Annotated in this window: 17 protein-coding genes and 1 pseudogene; 6 read left to right on the top strand and 12 right to left on the bottom strand. The window is 65.6% G+C overall.

Annotation, left to right across the window (positions count from 1 at the left end; genetic code table 11):
* Nucleotides 1-10: 10 nt before the first annotated feature.
* Genes QMG52_RS10795 through QMG52_RS10770 form a run of 6 tightly spaced genes read right to left on the bottom strand, consistent with a single transcriptional unit; the run spans nt 11 to nt 7133 of the window.
* Entirely contained in the window at nt 11-1918 is a 1908-nt protein-coding gene (locus QMG52_RS10795) for a glycosyltransferase family protein (RefSeq protein WP_283560409.1), read from the bottom strand.
* Nucleotides 1918-2805 (bottom strand): ABC transporter ATP-binding protein, encoded by an 888-nt coding sequence (locus tag QMG52_RS10790; RefSeq protein ID WP_283560408.1) that lies wholly within the window; start codon nt 2803-2805, stop codon nt 1918-1920. Before QMG52_RS10790 ends, QMG52_RS10795 begins: the two co-directional genes overlap by 1 nt.
* Nucleotides 2792-3679 (bottom strand): ABC transporter permease, encoded by an 888-nt coding sequence (locus tag QMG52_RS10785; RefSeq protein WP_283560407.1) that lies wholly within the window; start codon nt 3677-3679, stop codon nt 2792-2794. The genes QMG52_RS10790 and QMG52_RS10785 overlap by 14 nt, the downstream gene beginning before the upstream one ends.
* A complete protein-coding gene (locus tag QMG52_RS10780; protein ID WP_283560406.1) occupies nt 3679-5517 on the bottom strand; it encodes a glycosyltransferase family 4 protein in 1839 nt (612 codons plus the stop codon). Before QMG52_RS10780 ends, QMG52_RS10785 begins: the two co-directional genes overlap by 1 nt.
* Complete coding sequence (locus QMG52_RS10775; RefSeq protein WP_283560405.1) at nt 5514-6767, bottom strand: glycosyltransferase family 4 protein; 1254 nt, start codon at nt 6765-6767, stop codon at nt 5514-5516. Before QMG52_RS10775 ends, QMG52_RS10780 begins: the two co-directional genes overlap by 4 nt.
* A gap of 6 nt (nt 6768-6773) precedes the next feature.
* Complete coding sequence (locus tag QMG52_RS10770; protein WP_283560404.1) at nt 6774-7133, bottom strand: hypothetical protein; 360 nt, start codon at nt 7131-7133, stop codon at nt 6774-6776.
* Between the two features lie 34 nt (nt 7134-7167).
* Between QMG52_RS10770 and QMG52_RS10765 the strand changes: the two genes are divergently transcribed.
* The 3 genes from QMG52_RS10765 to QMG52_RS10755 all read left to right on the top strand — a co-directional run bounded on the left by QMG52_RS10765 (nt 7168) and on the right by QMG52_RS10755 (nt 10211).
* Nucleotides 7168-7500 (top strand): hypothetical protein, encoded by a 333-nt coding sequence (locus QMG52_RS10765; RefSeq protein WP_283560403.1) that lies wholly within the window; start codon nt 7168-7170, stop codon nt 7498-7500.
* Between the two features lie 269 nt (nt 7501-7769).
* Nucleotides 7770-8285 carry a DUF3515 domain-containing protein gene (locus tag QMG52_RS10760; RefSeq protein WP_283560402.1) on the top strand — a complete coding sequence of 172 codons (516 nt, stop codon included), beginning with the start codon at nt 7770-7772 and terminating at the stop codon, nt 8283-8285.
* A 135-nt stretch (nt 8286-8420) separates the two neighbouring features.
* Complete coding sequence (locus QMG52_RS10755) at nt 8421-10211, top strand: hypothetical protein (protein ID WP_283560401.1); 1791 nt, start codon at nt 8421-8423, stop codon at nt 10209-10211.
* Between the two features lie 256 nt (nt 10212-10467).
* Here the strand turns inward: QMG52_RS10755 and QMG52_RS10750 are convergent, their stop codons facing one another.
* From QMG52_RS10750 to murA, 4 genes and pseudogenes are all read right to left on the bottom strand, one after another.
* The gene (locus tag QMG52_RS10750) at nt 10468-11616 is read right to left on the bottom strand and encodes a D-alanine--D-alanine ligase family protein (RefSeq protein ID WP_283560442.1); all 1149 of its coding nucleotides are present in this window, start codon (nt 11614-11616) and stop codon (nt 10468-10470) included.
* A gap of 17 nt (nt 11617-11633) precedes the next feature.
* Nucleotides 11634-12680, bottom strand: a complete 1047-nt coding sequence (locus tag QMG52_RS10745) for an NAD(P)H-dependent glycerol-3-phosphate dehydrogenase (RefSeq protein ID WP_283560400.1) — start codon at nt 12678-12680, stop codon at nt 11634-11636.
* A gap of 239 nt (nt 12681-12919) precedes the next feature.
* Nucleotides 12920-13585: pseudogene (locus tag QMG52_RS10740) on the bottom strand (lysophospholipid acyltransferase family protein); the annotation flags it as partial.
* A gap of 87 nt (nt 13586-13672) precedes the next feature.
* A complete protein-coding gene (gene murA / locus QMG52_RS10735; RefSeq protein WP_283560399.1) occupies nt 13673-15010 on the bottom strand; it encodes a UDP-N-acetylglucosamine 1-carboxyvinyltransferase in 1338 nt (445 codons plus the stop codon).
* Nucleotides 15011-15344: 334 nt separating this feature from the next.
* Between murA and QMG52_RS10730 the strand changes: the two genes are divergently transcribed.
* Both QMG52_RS10730 and QMG52_RS10725 read left to right on the top strand, forming a co-directional pair.
* Nucleotides 15345-15638 (top strand): hypothetical protein, encoded by a 294-nt coding sequence (locus tag QMG52_RS10730; protein ID WP_283560398.1) that lies wholly within the window; start codon nt 15345-15347, stop codon nt 15636-15638.
* A gap of 232 nt (nt 15639-15870) precedes the next feature.
* A complete protein-coding gene (locus QMG52_RS10725; protein WP_283560397.1) occupies nt 15871-16296 on the top strand; it encodes a hypothetical protein in 426 nt (141 codons plus the stop codon).
* Nucleotides 16297-16419: 123 nt separating this feature from the next.
* Here QMG52_RS10725 and leuD read toward each other — a convergent pair whose 3' ends face one another.
* Together leuD and leuC are read right to left on the bottom strand one after the other, a co-directional pair.
* Nucleotides 16420-17019 (bottom strand): 3-isopropylmalate dehydratase small subunit, encoded by a 600-nt coding sequence (leuD, locus tag QMG52_RS10720; RefSeq protein ID WP_283560396.1) that lies wholly within the window; start codon nt 17017-17019, stop codon nt 16420-16422.
* Nucleotides 17020-17028: 9 nt separating this feature from the next.
* On the bottom strand, nt 17029-18636 hold the full coding sequence (leuC, locus tag QMG52_RS10715) for a 3-isopropylmalate dehydratase large subunit (RefSeq protein WP_502920502.1): 1608 nt from the start codon (nt 18634-18636) through the stop codon (nt 17029-17031).
* Nucleotides 18637-18859: 223 nt separating this feature from the next.
* On the opposite strand from leuC, the gene QMG52_RS10710 reads away from it, so the two are divergent.
* Nucleotides 18860-19591, top strand: a complete 732-nt coding sequence (locus QMG52_RS10710) for an IclR family transcriptional regulator (RefSeq protein WP_283560394.1) — start codon at nt 18860-18862, stop codon at nt 19589-19591.
* Nucleotides 19592-19596: the final 5 nt, after the last annotated feature.

The following is a 19596-nucleotide window of genomic DNA, read 5'->3' as shown; positions in this document are numbered from 1 at the left end:
ATTCCCCGTCCTAGATGTCAACATGTTCGTCCAGCCTTCCGTAGAATTTCAGATCGCCGGAGGCCAGCAATTCAGCGTCGTCGACCTGCCAGGTGTGTCCTGTGCCTGTCCGGACCTGGAAGTAGTTGAACCGATCCGCGGAATAGATGCTCCTACCCGCTGCTGCGGCGGTGCGCAGAAATCCGGTGTCTTCACCTACCCCGAGATGCGGAAACGGGTGGTTCAGTACCGTTTCTTTGCGCGCCATGATGGTGGGCCCCATCACGAAATCCGTGAAGTGGTGCTCCTTGGCGGCATTGCGGATGATTGCCGCATTTGAGGTCTCCAGGTGCATATAGTGGGCCTGCTTTCCCACGATATCCGCCGCAGAGTAGGACATGGCAAACAACTGGTCGCTGAGGTACTCGGGGCCGTAATGATCGTCGTCGTCCATTTTAGCCACCACTTCGCCGTCGGCGGCAGCAACGCACCGGTTCAGGCACTCCCCGAGGGAAACGCCCGCGGGTGCGTCCAGGAGGACCACGTGGTCCAAGCCGTACCTGCCGGACAGCTCGGCCAGCCGCTGCGGCGCCAGCGTAAACCCGTGCGTCAGCAGGATCAGCTGAGGTGCCACGGACCGCTGGGCGGCCAGGGTTCGGAAGACCGCGTCCAGATGCTGGGGGCGGATGGTCGGCAGCAGCACGGAGACGGACGGCCTGTCGAGAGCAACGTGGCGTTGTGGCAGGACGCCGGAAAGCACCGTCTCCGCGCGGTGGGCGTAGGTATGGGACTGCCAGATTTTGCGCTGCGCGAGATGGACGGTGCGGTCGTTGAGTTCAGCATTGGCCACCAAGGCCCTGGTCAGCAGTTCCGCATCCTTGCGCGTCGACGCGACGGGGACCTCGTCAGCGGAGAAGAACCTTCGCACGGCCAGGCTGGGCGCCGTGACCACAGGTGTCCCAGAGGCGGAGATTTCGAAGATTCTGCGGGCACACATGCTGGCCGAATCCACCACAGAGTTGACGTTGAGGAAGACTTTGTAGGCCTTATAGGCGGCGAGCATCTGCAGATAGGTCAGCGAACCGACCACCCGGGAGTCCATGGGCGCCGGGAACTGGTAGTTCGGGTCCCCGCCCAGCTGGCGGGAAAAGATTTCCAGCCCGTGCTGCATTGTCGCCGAGGCGTCCAGGGCACCGCCGAGCACCAGATCCATCTGCTCCCGGCGTTGCGGATATTTGTGCGCGAAGTACATGCCGGCGAAAGCCACATCCCGCCGGTGCCAGCCCCGACCCGGCCGCACCGGGTTGTGCACCGCAGGCTGGGCCGCAAAAGGCAGCACGGAGACGCGTTCATGACCCAGGTCCCGCACGTAGTGCTCCACGCGGCCTTCGTCCGAGGTAAAGACGTGGTCGAACAGCCGGGCCGCGGGCAGGAAGTCCGCATAGTGCGGCGGATCCTCCTTGTTCCAGAACACCGTGGGGATTCCCCGGCCATGACACCAGGCCAACATTTCGCGGAAACTCTGACTGGGGCCGTCACCACCGGCGATCTTTCCGCGCCATAGCCCACCGTTGCCGGCCCACGCGGACTCCACGAAGACCAGATCCAAATCCTGCTTCGCCAGATCTGCACGCCAGGTCAGGGAGTGAATCGGGAGAATATCCCACTCGTAGCCGAATGCCAGGGCGGAAAAGTCGTCCAAAATGACGCCGGCCCTGATATCCGGCCGCCGGGGCCCGCGCGACGGAGGCGTTGCCGCGGCGAAGGAAAGGCGACGACGACGTCCCCGGCCGGTCCATGCTGCCTCGGCTCCCCGCACTCCGGCAGGTGATGCAAGGTCGAGGTGAATGCGGCGCCGGGAACGCCAGGTGTTGAACTGTGAGCGGCCGCCGCGGCGGAAATGCCACAGACCATCCCGAATGTCCTGAAGTTGGTACATTACAGCGCACCCTTCCGACGTCCGGAGGTGCGCTCCCTTATTTCCGTGGCGACCAGGTTGGCGCGGGCTTCGCTCCTGATCCTGGCGGCAGAAATGTTGTTGCCCTTGGACAGGTGGCTGGTGAAGTCCTTGTAGGCCTTCACCGCCTCCTCCGGGTCGCCGTCCATAATCAGGTCGCCCTTGTCCAGCCAAAGGGTCCGCGTGCACATATCCGTGATGGTCCCCAGACTGTGACTGACCAGAAGCACGCACCCCGCTTGGGCCCGCAGCTCATCCATGCGCTGCTTGCTGCGGTCACTGAATTGGGCGTCACCTGTGTTCAGCGCCTCATCGACCAGGAGGATCTCCGGATCCAAGCTGGCAGCGATGGCAAAGCGCAGCCGCGACGACATACCGGACGAGTACGACTTCATCGGAAGGTAGATTGCCTTTTCCAGCCCGGAAAGCTCCACGATTTTGTCAAAGCGGCTATCGATTTCGGGCCTTGCCAGCCCCATGGCGAGACAACCCAGCACGACATTCTGGTCTCCCGAAAGATCGGGGACCAAGGCTGCATTGACACCAAGCATCACCGGTGTGCTGGAGGCCAGCACCGACCCGCTGGTAGCCCGAAGCTGGCCGCTGATGAGCTTCATGAGCGTGCTTTTCCCGGAACCGTTTCGGCCAATGATGCCGACGGATTCCCCTCGTTCAACCACGAGCGACAGCTCGTTGAGAGCCCTGACGGTCACCGTGTGCGGCCTGCGTTTCAAGCGCCGCGCCAGACCTCGTTTTTGAACATCTGCAGCCAACGCCTCGGTAGAGGGGACCTTGAACCGCATCTCCACGCGGTCGACCACCACGCATGGGTGGCCTTCGACACGCACCAATGCCTCAACTGCGGCCATACGTCTCCTCCCCCCGCCAGAAGAAGACGATTCCAATCGCGAGTGCTCCGAGCGCCCAGGCGGAAAGAATGCCCCACGACCGCCAGGCGGGCAGCGTGTCATACAGGAGACAGTTGCGCACGATGTCAATGACATTGAAAAGCGGGTTGATTTTCACCAGCGCCAGGATCTGCGGGTGCGTTATGAACCGATCATAGGAATAGAAAATGGCCGACCCGTACATCCAGGCACGCATCCCGAAAGGGATCAGGTGCGTGACATCGTGGACCCTGGACACAATCCGGGCCAGGATCAGTCCCACTCCGAGGTTGAACACAAATTGCAGTGCGATCGCCGGAAGAATAAGGATCCACCGCCACGTAATGCTCTCGGCGGGCGGCAGGACAATGATGATCAGGAGCATTGCGAGGATCATCGGGACGCCCATGAGCAGTTCCCTGAGGTTGGCGCCGATCACGAGGGTCGCCCGGGGAAAATTGAACGCCTGGACCACGCTCTTGCTGTTGTGCACGGAGCGGGCGCCGCTGGTGATGGCACCGGCGCTGAGCTGGAACATAAAGATCCCCACCACCAGATAGCCGAGGAAGTTCTCAATGCCGCGGTTGGTATGCAAGAGCAGACCGAAAATCACGTAGTACGTGAGGCCGTTGAGGATCGGGTTGAGGATCAGCCACGCGCTGCCAAGACGGTCCCGCCGGGTGCCATTGAGAACGCGCGCCCGGGCATCGTAGAAGACGAAGTGGCGGTAATCCCAGAGCTGCACCAAATAATCCAGAAATCCCGGCCGCGCCCCCACCCGGCTCAGCTTGCGCGTGTTGACCGCGAGGGGCTGCACTGCCGCTGGTTCCGGCAGCGTTGTTTTCTTCGGGGACACTAGCTGGCCCTCCCTAAGCTGAAATCCTGATATGCGTCGTCATACAAGGCGGCGTTTGCCGACCATGTGCGGGTCCGCAGCACCTTGTCACGGCCGCGCACCCCGAGTTCCAAGCGTACGGCGTCCTCGGCCAGCAGCGTCCCCAGCGCCTCCGCCAGCGCCCCGGGATCCTCGGCCGGGCACAACCGGCCATTGACGCCGTCGTGCACTATTTCCCGCAGCGCCGGCAGATCGCTGGCCACCACGGGACGGCCGCTGGCCAGCGCTTCAACGGGCTTCAGCGGCGTCACCGTACGGGTTACTTCCAGATTTTTGCGCGGCACCACGAAAATGTCCAGAGCTTGGTGGTACAGCGGGGTCTGCTCCCTGGCTACTCTACCGGTAAAAATTACCCGTCCCGTGAGACCCAGGCTGCGCACCTGCTTCTGGAGAGCAGCGGATTCCACACCGTCGCCCACCATGAGCAGGCGCAGATCGGGGTGGTGCGGGGCCAATAACGCGAAGGCCGCCACGAGATCGTCGAGCCCCTCATAGGCAACCAGGCTGCTGACCGTACCGACGTACTGGCCCGTTTCCGGGAGCCCCAGGGCGCGTCGGGCGGCCTGCGGGCTGCCGGGCTCTTTGAGGAAATCCCCACCCACTGCGTTGGGGCAGATCATGATCCGCTGCTCCGGAACGCCGGCGGCCATGATGCCCCGTTTCATGGTCTCCCCCAGCGTCACCACCAGATCCGCGCTGCGCATCACGTCCACCTCGCGTTCCTGGAAGAGCCGGTAGCGTTCGCTCTCCCGGGCCTCCGGACCACGCCGGGCGGCCCAGCTGTCCGCGAGCTGACCGCGTACCTCGTAGACCCACGGAATGTCCAAAGCTGCCGCCACCTCACGGGCCACTAGTCCGTTCACGAAGTGCGTGGTGGTGTGCAGCACGTTGGGGCGGAAGGCGCGGCCGATCCGCAGCAGCTCCTCGGCCTGCTGCTGCAGGCGGGAATCCATGCCGGAGGCCAGCCGGGCCGGGAGCAGCCGCTGATACGGCACGCCGTCCACCACGTCGGTTTCCCGGGCCAGGATTTTGCCGACCTGGACGGGGTAGCCAAGGCGCGTCACGGCGCGGACCTCCCAGCCGGCTGCCTGCTGGGCGCTGAGGATGGAGTGGGTGCGCTGGGCGTAGCCGCTGGCCGTGTGCGGGAGCGAGTTGGTGAGCAGGTGCAGGACGCGGCGGCTCTCCCGCGCTGCAGGGGCCGCCGTCGGCGTCTGCGTCTGCGTCCCCGCCGGGAGTTTCCGGCTTGAACGCGTCGGCGCGGGGGGCTCCGGCACTGGAAGCTTCGGCGCGGGGGGTTTCGCCGTCGCGGCACCGTTGAAGACGGACAACTCGGCGGCTAGCCGTGCATGCTGCCGTGCCAGCGGGCCCGTTTGGCCGTCCAGCACGGCGACAGCCTCGCTCATCGCGCCACCGTACCAACGCCGTCGTGCCACCGTGCCCGCCAGCCTTGCAGTGCCGGGAGCCACTGTGTCCAGCAGCTTGTCTGCCCACTGCGGGAGATCAGCTGCGAGGGCAACGTCCGCGGCGCGGCGTGCCTGCTGTCCTGCCAGACCATGTTCGGCGGCGGCGGCCAGGCGGCGCTCGAGCCCGGCCTTGTCGCCGGCGGCAATGCAGGCCAACAGCACAGCCGCGAGGCTGGAATTTTTAGGTGCGACGCGGCTCACGAACAGGGCGGGACGGCGAACCAGCCGGGCGGGCAGCCGGCGCAGGATCTGCAGGCACAGCAACAAGGGATCATCCGTCAGGTGTTCCGACGCGGTGCGGGCCGCCAGACCGGCGTTACGGAGCAGCTGTGTCAAAGCACGCCCGGAGGTCTGCCGGCCAACTCGGAAATGACATTCATGTAGCGCGCGGACAGCTGACTGTAATCGGCATTTTCCTTGACCCACTGGCGGCTGTCCTCGCTGCGGATCAGCCTGCCGCGGTCCGCAGCGAGTCCGCGCCACAGCGCGGCGATGGCTTCGGGATGGGCCTTGACCACATCCCCCGCGCCGGCATCGCGGACAATGCGCTCGGCCTCACCGAGGACCACCGCGGTGACATGCCGGCCGATGGCCAACACCTCATAGGTCTTGGACGGCACGGTGGTTTTGAAGGACTTCCAGTCATCCCGAAGGGAAACGATGCAGGTATCCGCTTTGGCGTATTGTTCCAGCACTTCCGGCCCGTGCAGGGAGGGAAGGAACGTCACCGGGGCATCGAGTTCGCGCGCCAGCCTGACCAGGTCTTTGCGCTGTGTACCGTGCCCCACCAGGGTCAGCCGCATGGAGCTGCCCACCAGCGCACTGGCCCGGATGATGACGTCCAGCCGCTGGCTCGCACCGTGATTGCCCAGGTACAGGGCGGTGAAGACTTCCTTGTCCATGTCCGGCGCCGGCAGCACCGGAATCGTGTCGACGTCCAGGCCATTGCTGACGGTGGATACGTTCCGCACACCGCGTGCCCGAAGGGTGTCGGCGAACCCTTCGGTGACGGTGACCACCAGTTCCGCGCGGTTCTGGATGAACTCCACCACGTGCTCCACCACGGATTTGACGCTGCCCTGGACCAAGCGGGCGTCGCGGGCCAGGTCCGGCCAGGCATCACGCATTTCCACGACCAGCGGGACCCTGCGGATGCGGGAGACAATGAAGCCGGCGGCCAGAATGGGAAGGCTGGGGGCGGTAGCGACAATCACATCGGGCCGGCGGCGCAGCAGACTGCCGGGGATGGACATGACGGCGGAGAAACACTGGTCGACCAGGCGGCCCAGCTGGGAATTGCCGTGCGGTATGAAAGGGACGCGCATAATGCGTTCGCCAAAGCGCCCGCGCTGGGTGCGGAAGGGAACGCCGGCTTCCTCACGGGGCAGCTCGCGGCGGCCTACGGGAAAATGGGCCACCGGGGCGACGACGTCCACCTGCCAGCCGGCATGCCGGAAATCACGGATAAAAGCGCTCCAGCGGCGCTGCGGAGGGCTGTGCTCGGGCCAATACGAATGAGCCAGCAGCAGAACCTTCAGCGGTTCTTTTTCCGGCAACTCGCTGCTTGACTGCTTGTCGTTGGCCACAGCGCCCTACTTTCCAGGCACAGGCGGGCCGCGGCGGCCGTTGCCGCGCAGCAACCTGAAGTAGAGGAAACCGAGTCCAAGCAGGACGGCAACGGCCAGCAGCTGCAGCAGCAGCGGGCTGCCCGCGTTGGATGCCAGGCTTGCGTCGATTTTGGGAGTGCCGCCGGACTTGCCGCCCGCACCCACCGCGACTTTCGGTTTAGCTGACGCCTTCGGCTTGGGTGTGGCCGTGGGACTGGCGGTGGGGATGGCGGTTGCCGAATCGGACGCTGTTGCTTCCGCTGTTGCTGTTGGCGGATCAGCGGTGACGTCCCCGGGTACGGTGTACTGGTCAGCCGGAACTGGCAGGTTGTCACTGGGAATCACCGCCGGCTGCTGCACCGGGTCTGGGGGCAGATCAGTGACAGGACCGGGAAGCGTGCTTGGGTCGGCGCCCGTGGCCGTCGACGTACTGGGGTCGGTGGTGGCCGTAGCCGTGGAAGTACTGGAGTCAGTGGCCGTGGAAGTACTGGAGTCAGTGGCCGTGGACGTACTCGTGTCAGTGGCCGTGGACGTACTCGTGTCAGTGGCCGTGGACGTACTCGTATCGGTTCCGCCGCCATCGGTGGCCATTGCCGGGGAGCTGACGAACATCATCAGCACGACAACGAGAAGGGCACCAAGAGCTGCCTTTAAACCACGTGTCCCGCTACCTGAGATACTCCCCAACGATCCCCCTCTGATGAGTGAATAGACGCTTCGATCGTGTTGGCGGACTGTGAACGTCCGTTCCGCTTGCCCAGAGCCGCTATACGCTGGGATCTTCAGGCCTTCTATTACAACTTTCACATGCTACAGCATGTGAAGCGCATCCTCCCTTTTCGGGGCCGAAATTCGCTGGGACAGACCCAGGCCGCCGGGTTTCAGCCCGCTCGCTAGGTCTGCACTGCCGGCTCCAGCACCCCACTGCCGGCCGCGTGCAACCGGGCGGGACGTGCAAGCGCCGGACGGTAGCCTTGAAGCATGCTTTCGTCCGCCCGTTCGGCCCCTCGTCCACTTCGCCCTCTCCCCCGCCTGCTGACGCTGGTCGCCCTGGCCGGAGCCGCCGTCGTCCTTTCCGGCTGCACCCCTGCGGTGGAGGTTTCCGCGGCCCCGGACTCAACGGACCCGGCCTGCGCGCCCATGATGGTGGCGCTGCCGGACTTGCTGGCCGACGCACCCCTGCGCCCGACGACGACGCAGGCGACGGCCGCCTGGGGTGATCCCTCGCTGGTGATTCTGCGCTGTGGGGTTACGGTTCCGGGGCCGACCACGGACCGCTGTGTGGGGGTCAACGGCGTGGACTGGATCATCCGGCAGGACGCCTCGACCTGGACGCTGACCACGTACGGCCGCACCCCTGCCACGGAGATCGTGCTGGATCCGGACAAGATCGCCTCCAGCACGGTGCTGGCACAGCTCTCCAGTGCGGTGTTGAGAATTCCCTCGACGAAGGCCTGCCTGGGGGCGGCGGACGAGACCGCGGTGCCGACCAAGTAGATTCGGCGGTGCCCGCGGCCTCGGCTAGAATCACAGGTGAACCGCTCCCCGCGTCATGGTGCCAACGGGTCCCGACCTTGGGTGAGTGTGATCCTGACCGGGCCGTGACGGAGCCGGAACCAACTTTGGAGACAGATGACGAACAGTTCTGATGCGCCCGGCCCTGATCCCGATGGCAACGGGGGACGGAGCCTGGGGCCCGACGGCGGCGCGGGCCAGTCCCGGAGCGGTGTCGGGCCCAGCAGGGGCCGGGTGACCCGCAAAAAGGGGCTGATCATTGGCGGCGGCGCCGCCGCAGCCGTTGTCGCCGTCGTCGTTGCTGCCTCGCTGACCCTTGGCGGCAATTCGCCTCAGGCCGCTGGGACGTCCGCCCCGGCGTCGTCGTCCGCCGTCACCACGTCTGCCTCCGCGTCGGCCCCGGCCACCGCGGCCAAGACGTTCGCGCCCTTCGACCGCCCCGAATATGTGCAGGCCGGCGCGGCAGCAGGCGCCGTAAACCCGATCGCGTCCACGACGGTCTCGGTGACGGACCAGGCCCTGGGAACCGCGATGCCGGACGGCCTGATGGGTCTGTCCTTCGAAACCGATGTGATGACCGATCCCCGGTTCGACCCGGCCAATTCCAACCTCACCGCCGTGCTGGCACATATGAACAAGCCCGTGATCCGCTTCGGTGGCCAGTCCGTGGACCGGCGCTTCTTCTGGACCTCCACTGATGAACCGATTCCGAACTGGAAGCTTGTCCCCGCATTCTCGGGGGATACCCGGCCGATCCTGAAGGTCACGCCGGCCGACCTGCAGCGGATCAAGAAGGTGGCCGATGCTTCCAACGCGACCGTCGTGTTGACGGCGGACCTTGGGCACTTCGATCCCGCCAGGGCGGCCGACCTGGCACTGAACGCCAAGAAGATTCTCGGTGACCGGCTGCAGGGTATGACCATGGGCAATGAGCCGAATGGCTACTACGGCGAGGGCCGGGACTACATGACCATTCGGGGCAGCGACTACGGCTTCCCCGAATATCAGAAGGAACTTATGGCCTACGTATCGGCCGTGACCGCAGCCGTGCCGGACCTGAAAATCATTGGTCCGGACGTTTATTCGGAAGAGTGGTGGAAGCAGTTCGTGGCGGCCAAGGTGCCAAACTTGGCAGCCTTGAGCTATCACAACTACCCAATGTCAGCCTGCAAGACTACCGGCCAATCGGACTCGCCGACTATCGCCACGGCAATGTCCCGCCAGCGTGCCCAGCAGAGCCTCGATTTCCAGGCTGTGGTGGTGGACCTGGCTAAGAAAGCCAATGTTCCGGCGTGGCTGACGGAGACCGGCGTTTCTTCCTGCGACGGCGGGAACGAGACCACCAAGAAACATGTCTCCGCCCTATGGACGTTCAATTACGCCGTTGGGGCCGCTCAGATCGGCGTCTCCCAGGTGGACATGCACAGCGGACTTGACGCCTGCAAGGGTGGGCCGCCGCTCTCCCCCATCTGCGACAGCGGGCCCTACAAAAAGCCCAATGGAATCATCACCATGCAGCCGGCCTACTACGGCATGATGCTCGCCAACAGCATCGGCGCGGGCGCATTCCAGAAGGTCGATACGTCCGGGAATGAGAACGTCTACGGCTACTCCGTCAAGCACGACGACGGCAGCATGAGTGTCGTCGTCGTCAATCAGAACGATCCCGCTAAAGACGCGCAGGCACCGGTGAGCATACAGCTGCCCGCACAGGCCGCGACCGCCACCATGAGCCAGATGACGGGTCCGAGTTTCGACGCGGAAGCCCAGACTCGGATTGACGGGCTGGAATCCGCGGGCGTGCCGAAGGACACGCAGGGCCGGATCCCGGGTTTCACCGCGGGCGACAAATCCGTGACTCTCCCGGTAACATCCGGAACCGCCACCGTGTTCACCTTCACCTTCTGAGCCGCCCTCCCTCCCTCCCCTCCCGCACCGCCTCCCCCAACTGAGTAGCAGATATGGCACTCAAAACGCGTTTTGAGTGCCATAAGTGCGACTCAGATGAGGCGCCAGCGGTCGTAACGCTCCGGCGGTCGTCAGGTCGGGCGGGGAGCCGGCGCGCAGCAGCAGCCCGCATAACCCGGATCCGACCGGTACGGGGTGGCCGGCCTCCACACGGCCGCGGGCGGCCTTGGCGGACCCACCGATTAGGCTTGAGACGCTAGCGCAGGCCGGTCTTGCGGTTCAGCCCCAGCTGCAGGAGCTCATCGATCAGCTCCGGGTAGGACAGCCCGGACGCGGCCCACATCTGCGGGTACATGGACTTGGGCGTGAACCCGGGCATGGTGTTGATCTCGTTGATGATGATCTCGCCCTCGTCCGTGACGAAGAAGTCCACCCGGGACAACCCCTCGGCGCCGACAGCGTCAAACGCCACGGCTGCGAGGTCACGGATGCGGGTGATGACCTCGTCGGACAGGTCCGCGGGGCAGGTCAGCGCCGCGGCGTTGTCCTGGACGTATTTGGCCGTGAAGTCGTAAAAGGCATGCTGGGAGTCCGTGACCACGATTTCCCCGGGCATGGACGTTCGCGCGGCACCGCTCCCCCTGCCCTCCAGCACGGCACACTCGATCTCGCGGCCCACGATCCCGGCCTCGATCACCAGCTTCAGGTCATGCCGGCGCGCCTCCTCGATCGCCGCGGGCAGCTCGGCAAGGGTCTCCACCTTGGAGATCCCCATCGAGGACCCGGCCCGCGCCGGCTTCACGAAGACGGGGAAGCCCAGCGCCGCGACGCTGTCCCGCACGGTCTGCGGGTCGTTGGTCCACTGCCGGTCGGTGACGGCCACATAGGGACCAACGTCCAGCCCGGCCGCGGCAAATACAACCTTCATAAAGTGCTTATCCATCCCGACGGCAGAGGCCAGCACACCGGCGCCCACGTACCGGGTGTCGGAAAGTTCCAGCAGCCCCTGGATGGTGCCGTCCTCGCCGAAGGGCCCGTGCAGCACCGGGAACACCACGTCCACGTCGCCCAGTTCCACCGGCACATGGTTCGGTGCGGTCACGATCAGCTGCGGCGATCCGCCGGTCCCGGTGAGCGAGACCGTCGTGTCCGACGGCGGCACTTCGGGCAGCTGCGCAGAGCTCAGTGACCACTGCGAGGGGTCGCCTGAGGCGAGCACCCACTGGCCGGTTTTAGTGATGCCAATCGGGACGACGTCGTATTTGTCCCGGTCGATCGCGCCCAGCACGCCGGCGGCGGTGACGCAGCTGACGGCATGCTCGCTGGAGCGTCCGCCGAAGAGGACGACGACGCGCGGCCGACGGGATGGGTGGGCGCCGCTGCTGCCGCCGTCGTCGTCGGTCATGGAAGTGCTATTGACGCTCACGCTTGATATTCGCCTTCGGATTTCAGATCGCGGCCCATCAGGCGCGGACCCAGTTCGGCAATGGACAGTTCCCCGGCCAGGACGGCGACGACGGCCTCCGTGATCGGCATCTCGATGCCCAGCTGCAGGGCCAGCTCGTGCACGGCCTGGGCGGATTTGATGCCCTCCGCCGTCTGCGTCATCCGGCCGCCCACCTGTTCCAGGGTCAGCCCCTCGCCCAGCAGCCGGCCGGCGGTGCGGTTCCGGCTCAGCGGCGACGAACACGTGGCCACAAGGTCGCCGAGCCCGGCCAGCCCGGCCATGGTTTCCGACTCGCCGCCCAGCGCCAGGGCCAGCCGCGTCGTTTCGGCCAGTCCCCGGGTGATCACGGACGCCTTGGTATTGTCGCCCATCTGCTTGCCGTCGCAGATGCCCACGGCCAGCGCGATGATGTTTTTGACGATCCCGCCGATCTCCACGCCCACCACGTCGGTATTGGTGTACGGCCGGAAATACGGCGGCGTGCAGGTGGTGGCAATCCACGCCGCCGTCGCTTCGTCCGCGCAGGCCACCACCGATGCCGTGGGCTCCCGCCGGGCAATCTCCATCGCCAGGTTCGGCCCGGAAATGACCGCGATCCGCTCCACCGGCAGGCCCAGCTCCTGGGCAACAACCTGGCTCATCCGGACGTCGGTGCCCAGTTCCAGCCCTTTCATGAGGGAGACGACGACGGCGCCCGGCTCGACGTGCGGCGCCCAAGTGTGCAGCTGGGCACGCAGCGACTGGGCAGGAACGGCCAGGATCACCAGTTCCGCCCCGCGCAGGACCTCGGCGGCGTCCGTGGAGGCGGTGATGTTTTCCGGCAGGGGGATGCTGGCGAGGTACTGGGCATTGCGGTGCCTGGTGTTGATTTCCTCGACCACTTCGGCGCGACGGCCCCAGACCATGATGGTCCGGTCGGTGCCTGCGGCGGCATCGCCGAGCACCTTCGCGAAGGTTGTTCCCCAGCTGCCGGCGCCGAGGACGGCGATCTTCACCGGAGACGGTCTGCGGCGACGGCTCATGAGGCGTCTCCAGCGGGCTTATCGGGGTTAGTCGTGTCGCCGTCGGCCGCGTCGCCGTCGGTCGCGGCGGCGTCGGCCTCGGCGGCGTCGGCCTCGGCGGCGTCGTCGACCAGCACTGCACCAAAGGCAGCCCCGTCGTCGACCGCCTCGTCAGGCGCTGCACCCAAGGCGGGCTCGGCGGTGTCGGCGGAGTCGCCGTCGCCCGTCCCGCTGCCGGCGATTCCGGCCACGCCGGCCCCGCCACGGGCCACGTAACGGCCGTGCGACTTCTGCGCGTGCGCCTTCGGATCCCAGCGCACCGCCGGCGGTTCCTCGCCGCGCAGCTGGGCCAGCAGGGCCGTCATGTCATCGAGAATGACCGTCGTGGCTGCCTCCAGCGTCGCCTTGTCCAGGGCAGAGCCCTTGAACCGGCTCAGATCCACCGGGTCGCCGATCAACACTCGGACGGTTTTCCGGGGAAAAATGTGCACGCGCTTGGCGTAGCGCGGGAAGGCCTCCTGGGCGCCCCAATGCGCCACGGGAACCACCGGGGCCCCGGTCATCAGGGCCAGCCGCGCGGCGCCGGTATGCCCGCGCATCGGCCACAGGTCAGGATCCCGGGTCAGCGTGCCCTCCGGGTAGACGATGATGGCGCCGCCCTCGTCCAGCACTTCCTTGGCAAGCTCCAGCGACCGGCCGGCCGTGGCGCCCGCGCGCTGCACCGGAATCTGCCGCGCGCCACGCAGCACTGTGCCCACAAAGGGCGTGCGGAAGAGCCCGTCCTTGGCCATGAAGTGCGGCATGATGTTCTGGTTGTACAACATGTGACCGACAACGACCGGGTCGATCTCCGTGCAGTGCGTGGGACACAGGATGAAGCCTTGGTCCTTGGGCAGCTTTTCCAGGCCCAGCCACTCCTTGCGCATCAAAACGTTCGCCACGGGGCGCAGGGTCCAGGCCGCGACCCCGATCCAAAACCGGGCGCGTTTCGGTAAGCTCAACAGTTGGTGCTCCTAGATCCTGATCTTGCGGCTGTCACTGAGGTCGAAATCGGCGCCCAGACCCTCAAGCTTAGAGGTGAAACGCTCGTAGCCGCGGTTGATCACGTCGATGCCGGTGACGCGGGAGGTGCCGGCAGCAGCGAGGGCCGCGATCAGGTGGCTGAATCCGCCGCGCAGATCCGGGACGTCGATGTCCGCGCCCTTGAGCTGCGTGGCACCGGAAATGACCGCCGAGTGCAGAAAATTCCGCTGCCCGAAGCGGCACGGGACGCTGCCCAGGCACTCGCGGTGGACCTGGATGTTAGCGCCCATCCGCACCAACGCGTCGGTAAACCCGAACCGGTTCTCATAGACGGTTTCATGCACGATCGACACGCCCTCGGCCTGGGTCAGCGCCACCACCAACGGCTGCTGCCAGTCCGTCATGAAGCCCGGATGCACGTCCGTCTCCAACACGAGCGGCAGCAACTTGCCGCCCTGATGGTAAAACCGGATGCCGTCGTCGTCAATGTCCATCCCGCCGCCCACCTTGCGGTAGGTGTTCAGGAACGTCATCATGTCCCGCTGTGACGCGCCGGCAACGTAAATATCCCCGCGTGTGACCAGCGCCGCCGACGCCCAGGATGCTGCTTCATTGCGGTCCGGCAGGGCACGGTGGGAATAGCCGCGCAGCTCCGTGACGCCCTCAATGCGGATGGTGCGGTCCGTCTGGACGCTGATGATGGCGCCCATTTTCTGCAGGACGGCGATCAGATCCACGATCTCCGGTTCGGTGGCGGCGCCGGAGAGCTCGGTAATGCCGTCCGCGCGGGTTGCCGTCAGCAGCACCTGTTCGGTGGCGCCGACGCTGGGGTAGGGCAGCGAGATTTTGGTGCCGTGCAGGCCCTTGGGCGCGGAAATGTGGATGCCGCCCGGGCGCTTTTCGACGACGGCGCCAAACTGGCGGAGCACGTTCAGGTGGTAGTCGATGGGGCGGTCGCCGATCTTGCAGCCGCCCAAATCCGGGATGAACGCTTCGCCGATCGCGTGGATCAGCGGGCCGCAGAACAGGATCGGGATGCGCGAGTCCCCGGCGTGGGTGTCGATGGCCGTGCTGGGGGCGGTCTTGGCGTTTTGCGGATCCAGCGTCAGATCCCCGGTGACCGGGTCCTTGATCACGGTGACACCGTGGATCTGCAGCAGAGACGTGACCACGTCCACGTCCTTGATCTCCGGGACGTTGCGCAAAACCGACGGTTCATTACCGAGCAGCGCTGCGACCATGGCCTTCGGGACCAGATTTTTGGCTCCCCGAACCGTTACCCGCCCTGTCAAGGGCACACCGCCATGGACCGTCAGAACACTGCTCATCTAAACCTGTTTTCCTCGCACTATGCCGGCCCCGGATACCGCGAGAACCTTAGCCAAGCATAGTTTCTCCCGTTACAGGACTGAAATACTCCCGAGCCGCCGCGCCGGGTAGCTTTCACCGAGCGCCGCTGTCGTCCCGGTCCTGCCGCCGTCGTTCCTGTCCCGCCGTGAATATCCTGTCCCGCCGTGAATATCCTGTCCTGCCGTGAATATGGACGAACGCCCGTGAAATTTCCACGGCACTTGTCCACCACACGGGCACAATGCGACCTCCCGGTTCACAATCAGCAACAGTCCCATGGCTTAGTCAGCCGCAAACCGGCAGTCTGCGGGAATGAGTAACTTCACACCGCCACTATGGATCACCTCGGCGGACGATCCAGACGATGAATATTTCTCCCGCAGGTTGTCCCGGCGCGCCAAGGCCGGCGAGCTCATGCGTGTCCGGCAAGGACTGTACCTGCCGACCCCCGTGTGGAAAGACCTCAAGCCCTGGGAACAGTATCGGATGCGGATCGAAGCCGTTCATCGCACAGCCCGTTCGGCTCCGATTTTCTGCCACCGTGCGTCCGCGCAAGTGTGGGGAATCCCCGTCATCACCATTCCGGCGACTGGTGGACACCTTTGAAGGCCGGTCGGGCGGAGGACATTCCGGGGCGGGCGTTTACCGGCACCGAACGGACCTGGCGAAAGTCTGCACGGCACAGGTAGCCGGTCTGACCGTGACATCCAAACTGCAGACGGCCCGCGATCTTGCGGTGGTTCTGCCTTTTCCAGAGGCCGTTGCGGCAATGGATCGGATCCTGTCCACGCGGCTGTTAGTGGGAGAGCAAAGATCCCGCCCGATCCAGAAGAGCCACATGGAAATTTCGATGAAACTGCTGCCGCATGCAAATTACATCAGGCGGGTTGAACGGGTGCTGGCGTTCGCTGACGGGCTCTCCGGTTCCCCAGGCGAATCGCTCAGCCGGGCCCATATGGTGCAGTTCGGGTTCCCCACACCGGAGCTGCAACACGAGGTTCGGGATGGGCAGGGCCGGATCGGTTACACGGACTTTTACTGGAAGGAGCTCGGCTTAGTTGGCGAATTTGATGGCTGGGTCAAGTACTCGCGTGGTGAATTCCTGGCCGGGGACTTACCTGCCGATGCACTGTGGAAGGAAAAGGTCCGCGAGGACCGGATCAGGGCCACGGGGCTGCTGGTGACTCGCTGGATGTGGAACGAGGTCAGCAACCCCGAACTTTTGCGTCACCGGCTGCTGGGCGCTGGGCTGCGGCCGCTATGAAGTCGTGGTCACGCAGTTCGCCGCGTCACGCACGCCGCGTCACGCACGCTGCATCACGTAGTCTGGATCACGTAGTCCGCGTCACGCAGTGTTTGGCCATACAAGCCGGTCGCCCGTCCCGGGCTACGTCCGCGCCGGGAGGGTGGTGGGCTTGAACGCGGGACGGGTGGCCTCGAAGGCGGTGATGTCCTCTTCGTGGCGCAGGGTCAGGCCGATGTCGTCCAGCCCCTCCAGCAACCGCCAGCGGGTGTAGTCATCGATGCAAAACGGCGCCACAACGGTGCCGCAGTGCACGGTTTTGCTGTCCAGATCCACGGTGATCTCGGTGCCCGGCGCGTTCTCCAGCACCTTCCAGATCAGCTCGATGTCATCCTGCGCCAACTCGGCGGCCAGCAGCCCCTGCTTGCCCGAATTGCCCCGGAAAATGTCCGCAAACCGGGAGGAAAGCACGGCCTTGAACCCGAAGTCCTTCAGCGCCCAGACGGCGTGCTCCCGCGAGGACCCGGTGCCGAAGTCCGCGCCGGCCACCAGCACGGAGCCTGCGTCAAAGGGCTTCTGGTTGAGAATGAACTCGGGATTCTTCCGCCAGCTGGAAAACAGCGCATCCTCGAAGCCGGTGCGGGTGATGCGCTTAAGGTACACGGCAGGAATGATCTGATCCGTATCGACATTGCTCTGCCGCAGCGGGACGCCGATTCCGGTATGCGTGGTGAATTTCTCCATGACTGTCTCCTAGCTGACCGTGGACTCGGCGTACGGGGATTCGGCAGGCTCTGCCACCGAGGCGGGATCCGCCAGCGGGCTGCCGGTGTCCGGCTCAGTGCGCGGGGGCAGGTCCGACGGCGAACTGAGCGTTCCACGCACAGCCGTGGCCGCGGCAACAACCGGGGACACCAAATGGGTGCGCCCGCCCTTGCCCTGCCGGCCCTCGAAGTTGCGGTTCGACGTGGAGGCGCAGCGCTCCCCCGGTGCCAACTGGTCCGGGTTCATGCCCAGGCACATCGAGCAGCCGGCGAAGCGCCATTCCGCACCGAAGTCCGTAAACACCTTGTCCAGCCCCTCGGCCTCGGCATCCAACCGGACGCGGGCGGAGCCGGGCACCACCAACATGCGGATCTTCGGATCCTTGGTGCGTCCGCGGATGATGTCCGCCGCGGCGCGCAGATCCTCGACGCGGGAGTTGGTGCAGGAGCCCAGGAAGACGGTGTCCACCCGGATGTCCTTCATAGGCGTGCCGGCAGCCAGGTCCATGTACGCCAGCGCCCGCTCCGCCGCGGCCTTCGCGTTCTCATCACCGAAGTCCTCCGGAGACGGGACGCTGCCGCTGAGCGAAACACCCTGGCCCGGGTTGGTCCCCCACGTGACGAACGGCTCCAACGTGTCGGCGTCGAGGTCCACCTCCGCGTCGAAAGTGGCGCCGTCGTCGGTCTTCAGCGTTCGCCAATAGTCGACGGCGGCGTCCCAGTCGGCGCCCTGCGGCGCGTGCGGGCGGCCCTTGAGGAACTCGAAGGTGGTCTCGTCCGGGGCCACCATGCCGGCTCGCGCACCCGCTTCGATGGACATGTTGCAGATGGTCATCCGGGCTTCCATGGACAGCGCGCGGATGGCCGATCCGCGGTATTCCAGCACGTAGCCCTGACCGCCGCCGGTGCCGATTTTGGCAATCACGGCCAGGATGATGTCCTTGGAGCTCACGCCCGGACGCAGGGTGCCTTCGACGTTAATGGCCATGGTTTTGAACGGCTTCAACGGCAGCGTCTGGGTGGCCATCACATGCTCCACCTCGGAGGTGCCGATGCCCATCGCCAGGGCTCCGAACGCCCCGTGCGTGGAGGTGTGCGAGTCGCCGCAGACGACCGTCATACCCGGCTGCGTGAGGCCGAGCTGCGGGCCGATGATGTGCACGATCCCTTGGTTGGCATCGCCGAGGGAGTGCAGCCGGACGCCGAATTCGCGGCAGTTTTCGCGCAGCTTTTCGATCTGCGTCCGGCTGGTCAGGTCCGCAATCGGCTTGTCGATCGCCAGCGTCGGGGTGTTGTGATCCTCCGTGGCGATGGTCAGGTCCGGGCGGCGCAGCGGGCGGCCGGCCAGGCGCAGCCCCTCAAAAGCCTGCGGGGAGGTGACCTCATGAATCAGATGAAGATCGATGTAGAGCAGATCGGGCTGGGCAGCGTCGCCCGTACCTTCGCCCTTGCGGACGATGTGGTCCTCCCAGACCTTTTCCGCCAGGGTCTTAGCCCCGGCTGAGCGGCGTCCGGCAATCCGGTGATCCGCCGGCTGCACGGAGGGCTTAGCGGCCGCGGTCGACGACGTTCCCTCCACAGTGGGCTGCGCGGCCATGTCTTCTTCCGCGGGTTGTGCGGCTGCACGTGCAGTTGTTGCTTCGGTCACGGCCGGCTCCCTTCATCAATGGCACCTGCCGTGCGCCGCCGATCGGCTGCGTCCAGGGATGCCTGTTGTCGCTGCGACTTCATGTCATCTCGTGTCAACTGAACCAGCATCGCGATGGACCGCGCCAGCCAATCGATTTGCATCTCATATATTGAGACGGCAATATCAGTACATGGACAATTCTAGCGGTGTTGGCGTCATTGATAAAGCGGCGCTGGTTCTGGACGCTTTAGAAGCCGGACCCACGACCCTCGCCCAGCTCGTTGCCGCCACCGGCCTGGCCCGTCCCACGGTGCACCGACTGGCACTGGCCCTGGTGCACCACAGGTTGGTCAGCCGCGACATGCAGGGACGGTTTGTGCTAGGCAGCCGCCTGGTGGAGCTGGCATCCGCTGCAGGAGAGGACCGGCTGATTGCCGCCTCGGGCCCGGTACTGCTGCAGTTGCGCGACGTCACCGGCGAGAGCGCGCAGATTTTCCGACGGCAGGGCGACTGGCGCGTCTGCGTGGCGTCCGCCGAACGGCCGATCGGTCTGCGGGACACCATCCCGGTGGGCACCCAGCTGAGCATGAAGGCCGGCTCGGCGGCCCAGGTACTGCTGGCATGGGAAGACCACGAGCGTCTGCTGGAGGGACTGCAGAACGCCCGCTTCACGCCGACAGTACTCGCCGGGGTCCGTCGGCGCGGCTGGGGCCAGAGCCTGGGCGAGCGGGAAATGGGCGTGGCCTCCGTCTCTGCACCTGTGCGCGGTCCCTCCGGGAGGGTCATTGCCGCCGTCTCCATCTCCGGCCCGATCGAACGCCTCACGCGCCAGCCCGGCCGGCTGCACGCGGAGATTGTCTGCGGCGCCGCGCGGACCCTGACGGAAGCGCTCCGCAAGACCGCCGAGTCGGCTGCACGCTAGTCTGA

Origin of the sequence: Paenarthrobacter sp. PH39-S1, from assembly GCF_030063245.1 — a bacterium.
Lineage (GTDB): Bacteria > Actinomycetota > Actinomycetes > Actinomycetales > Micrococcaceae > Arthrobacter_M.
This window is presented reverse-complemented; position numbering and strand designations above follow the sequence as displayed.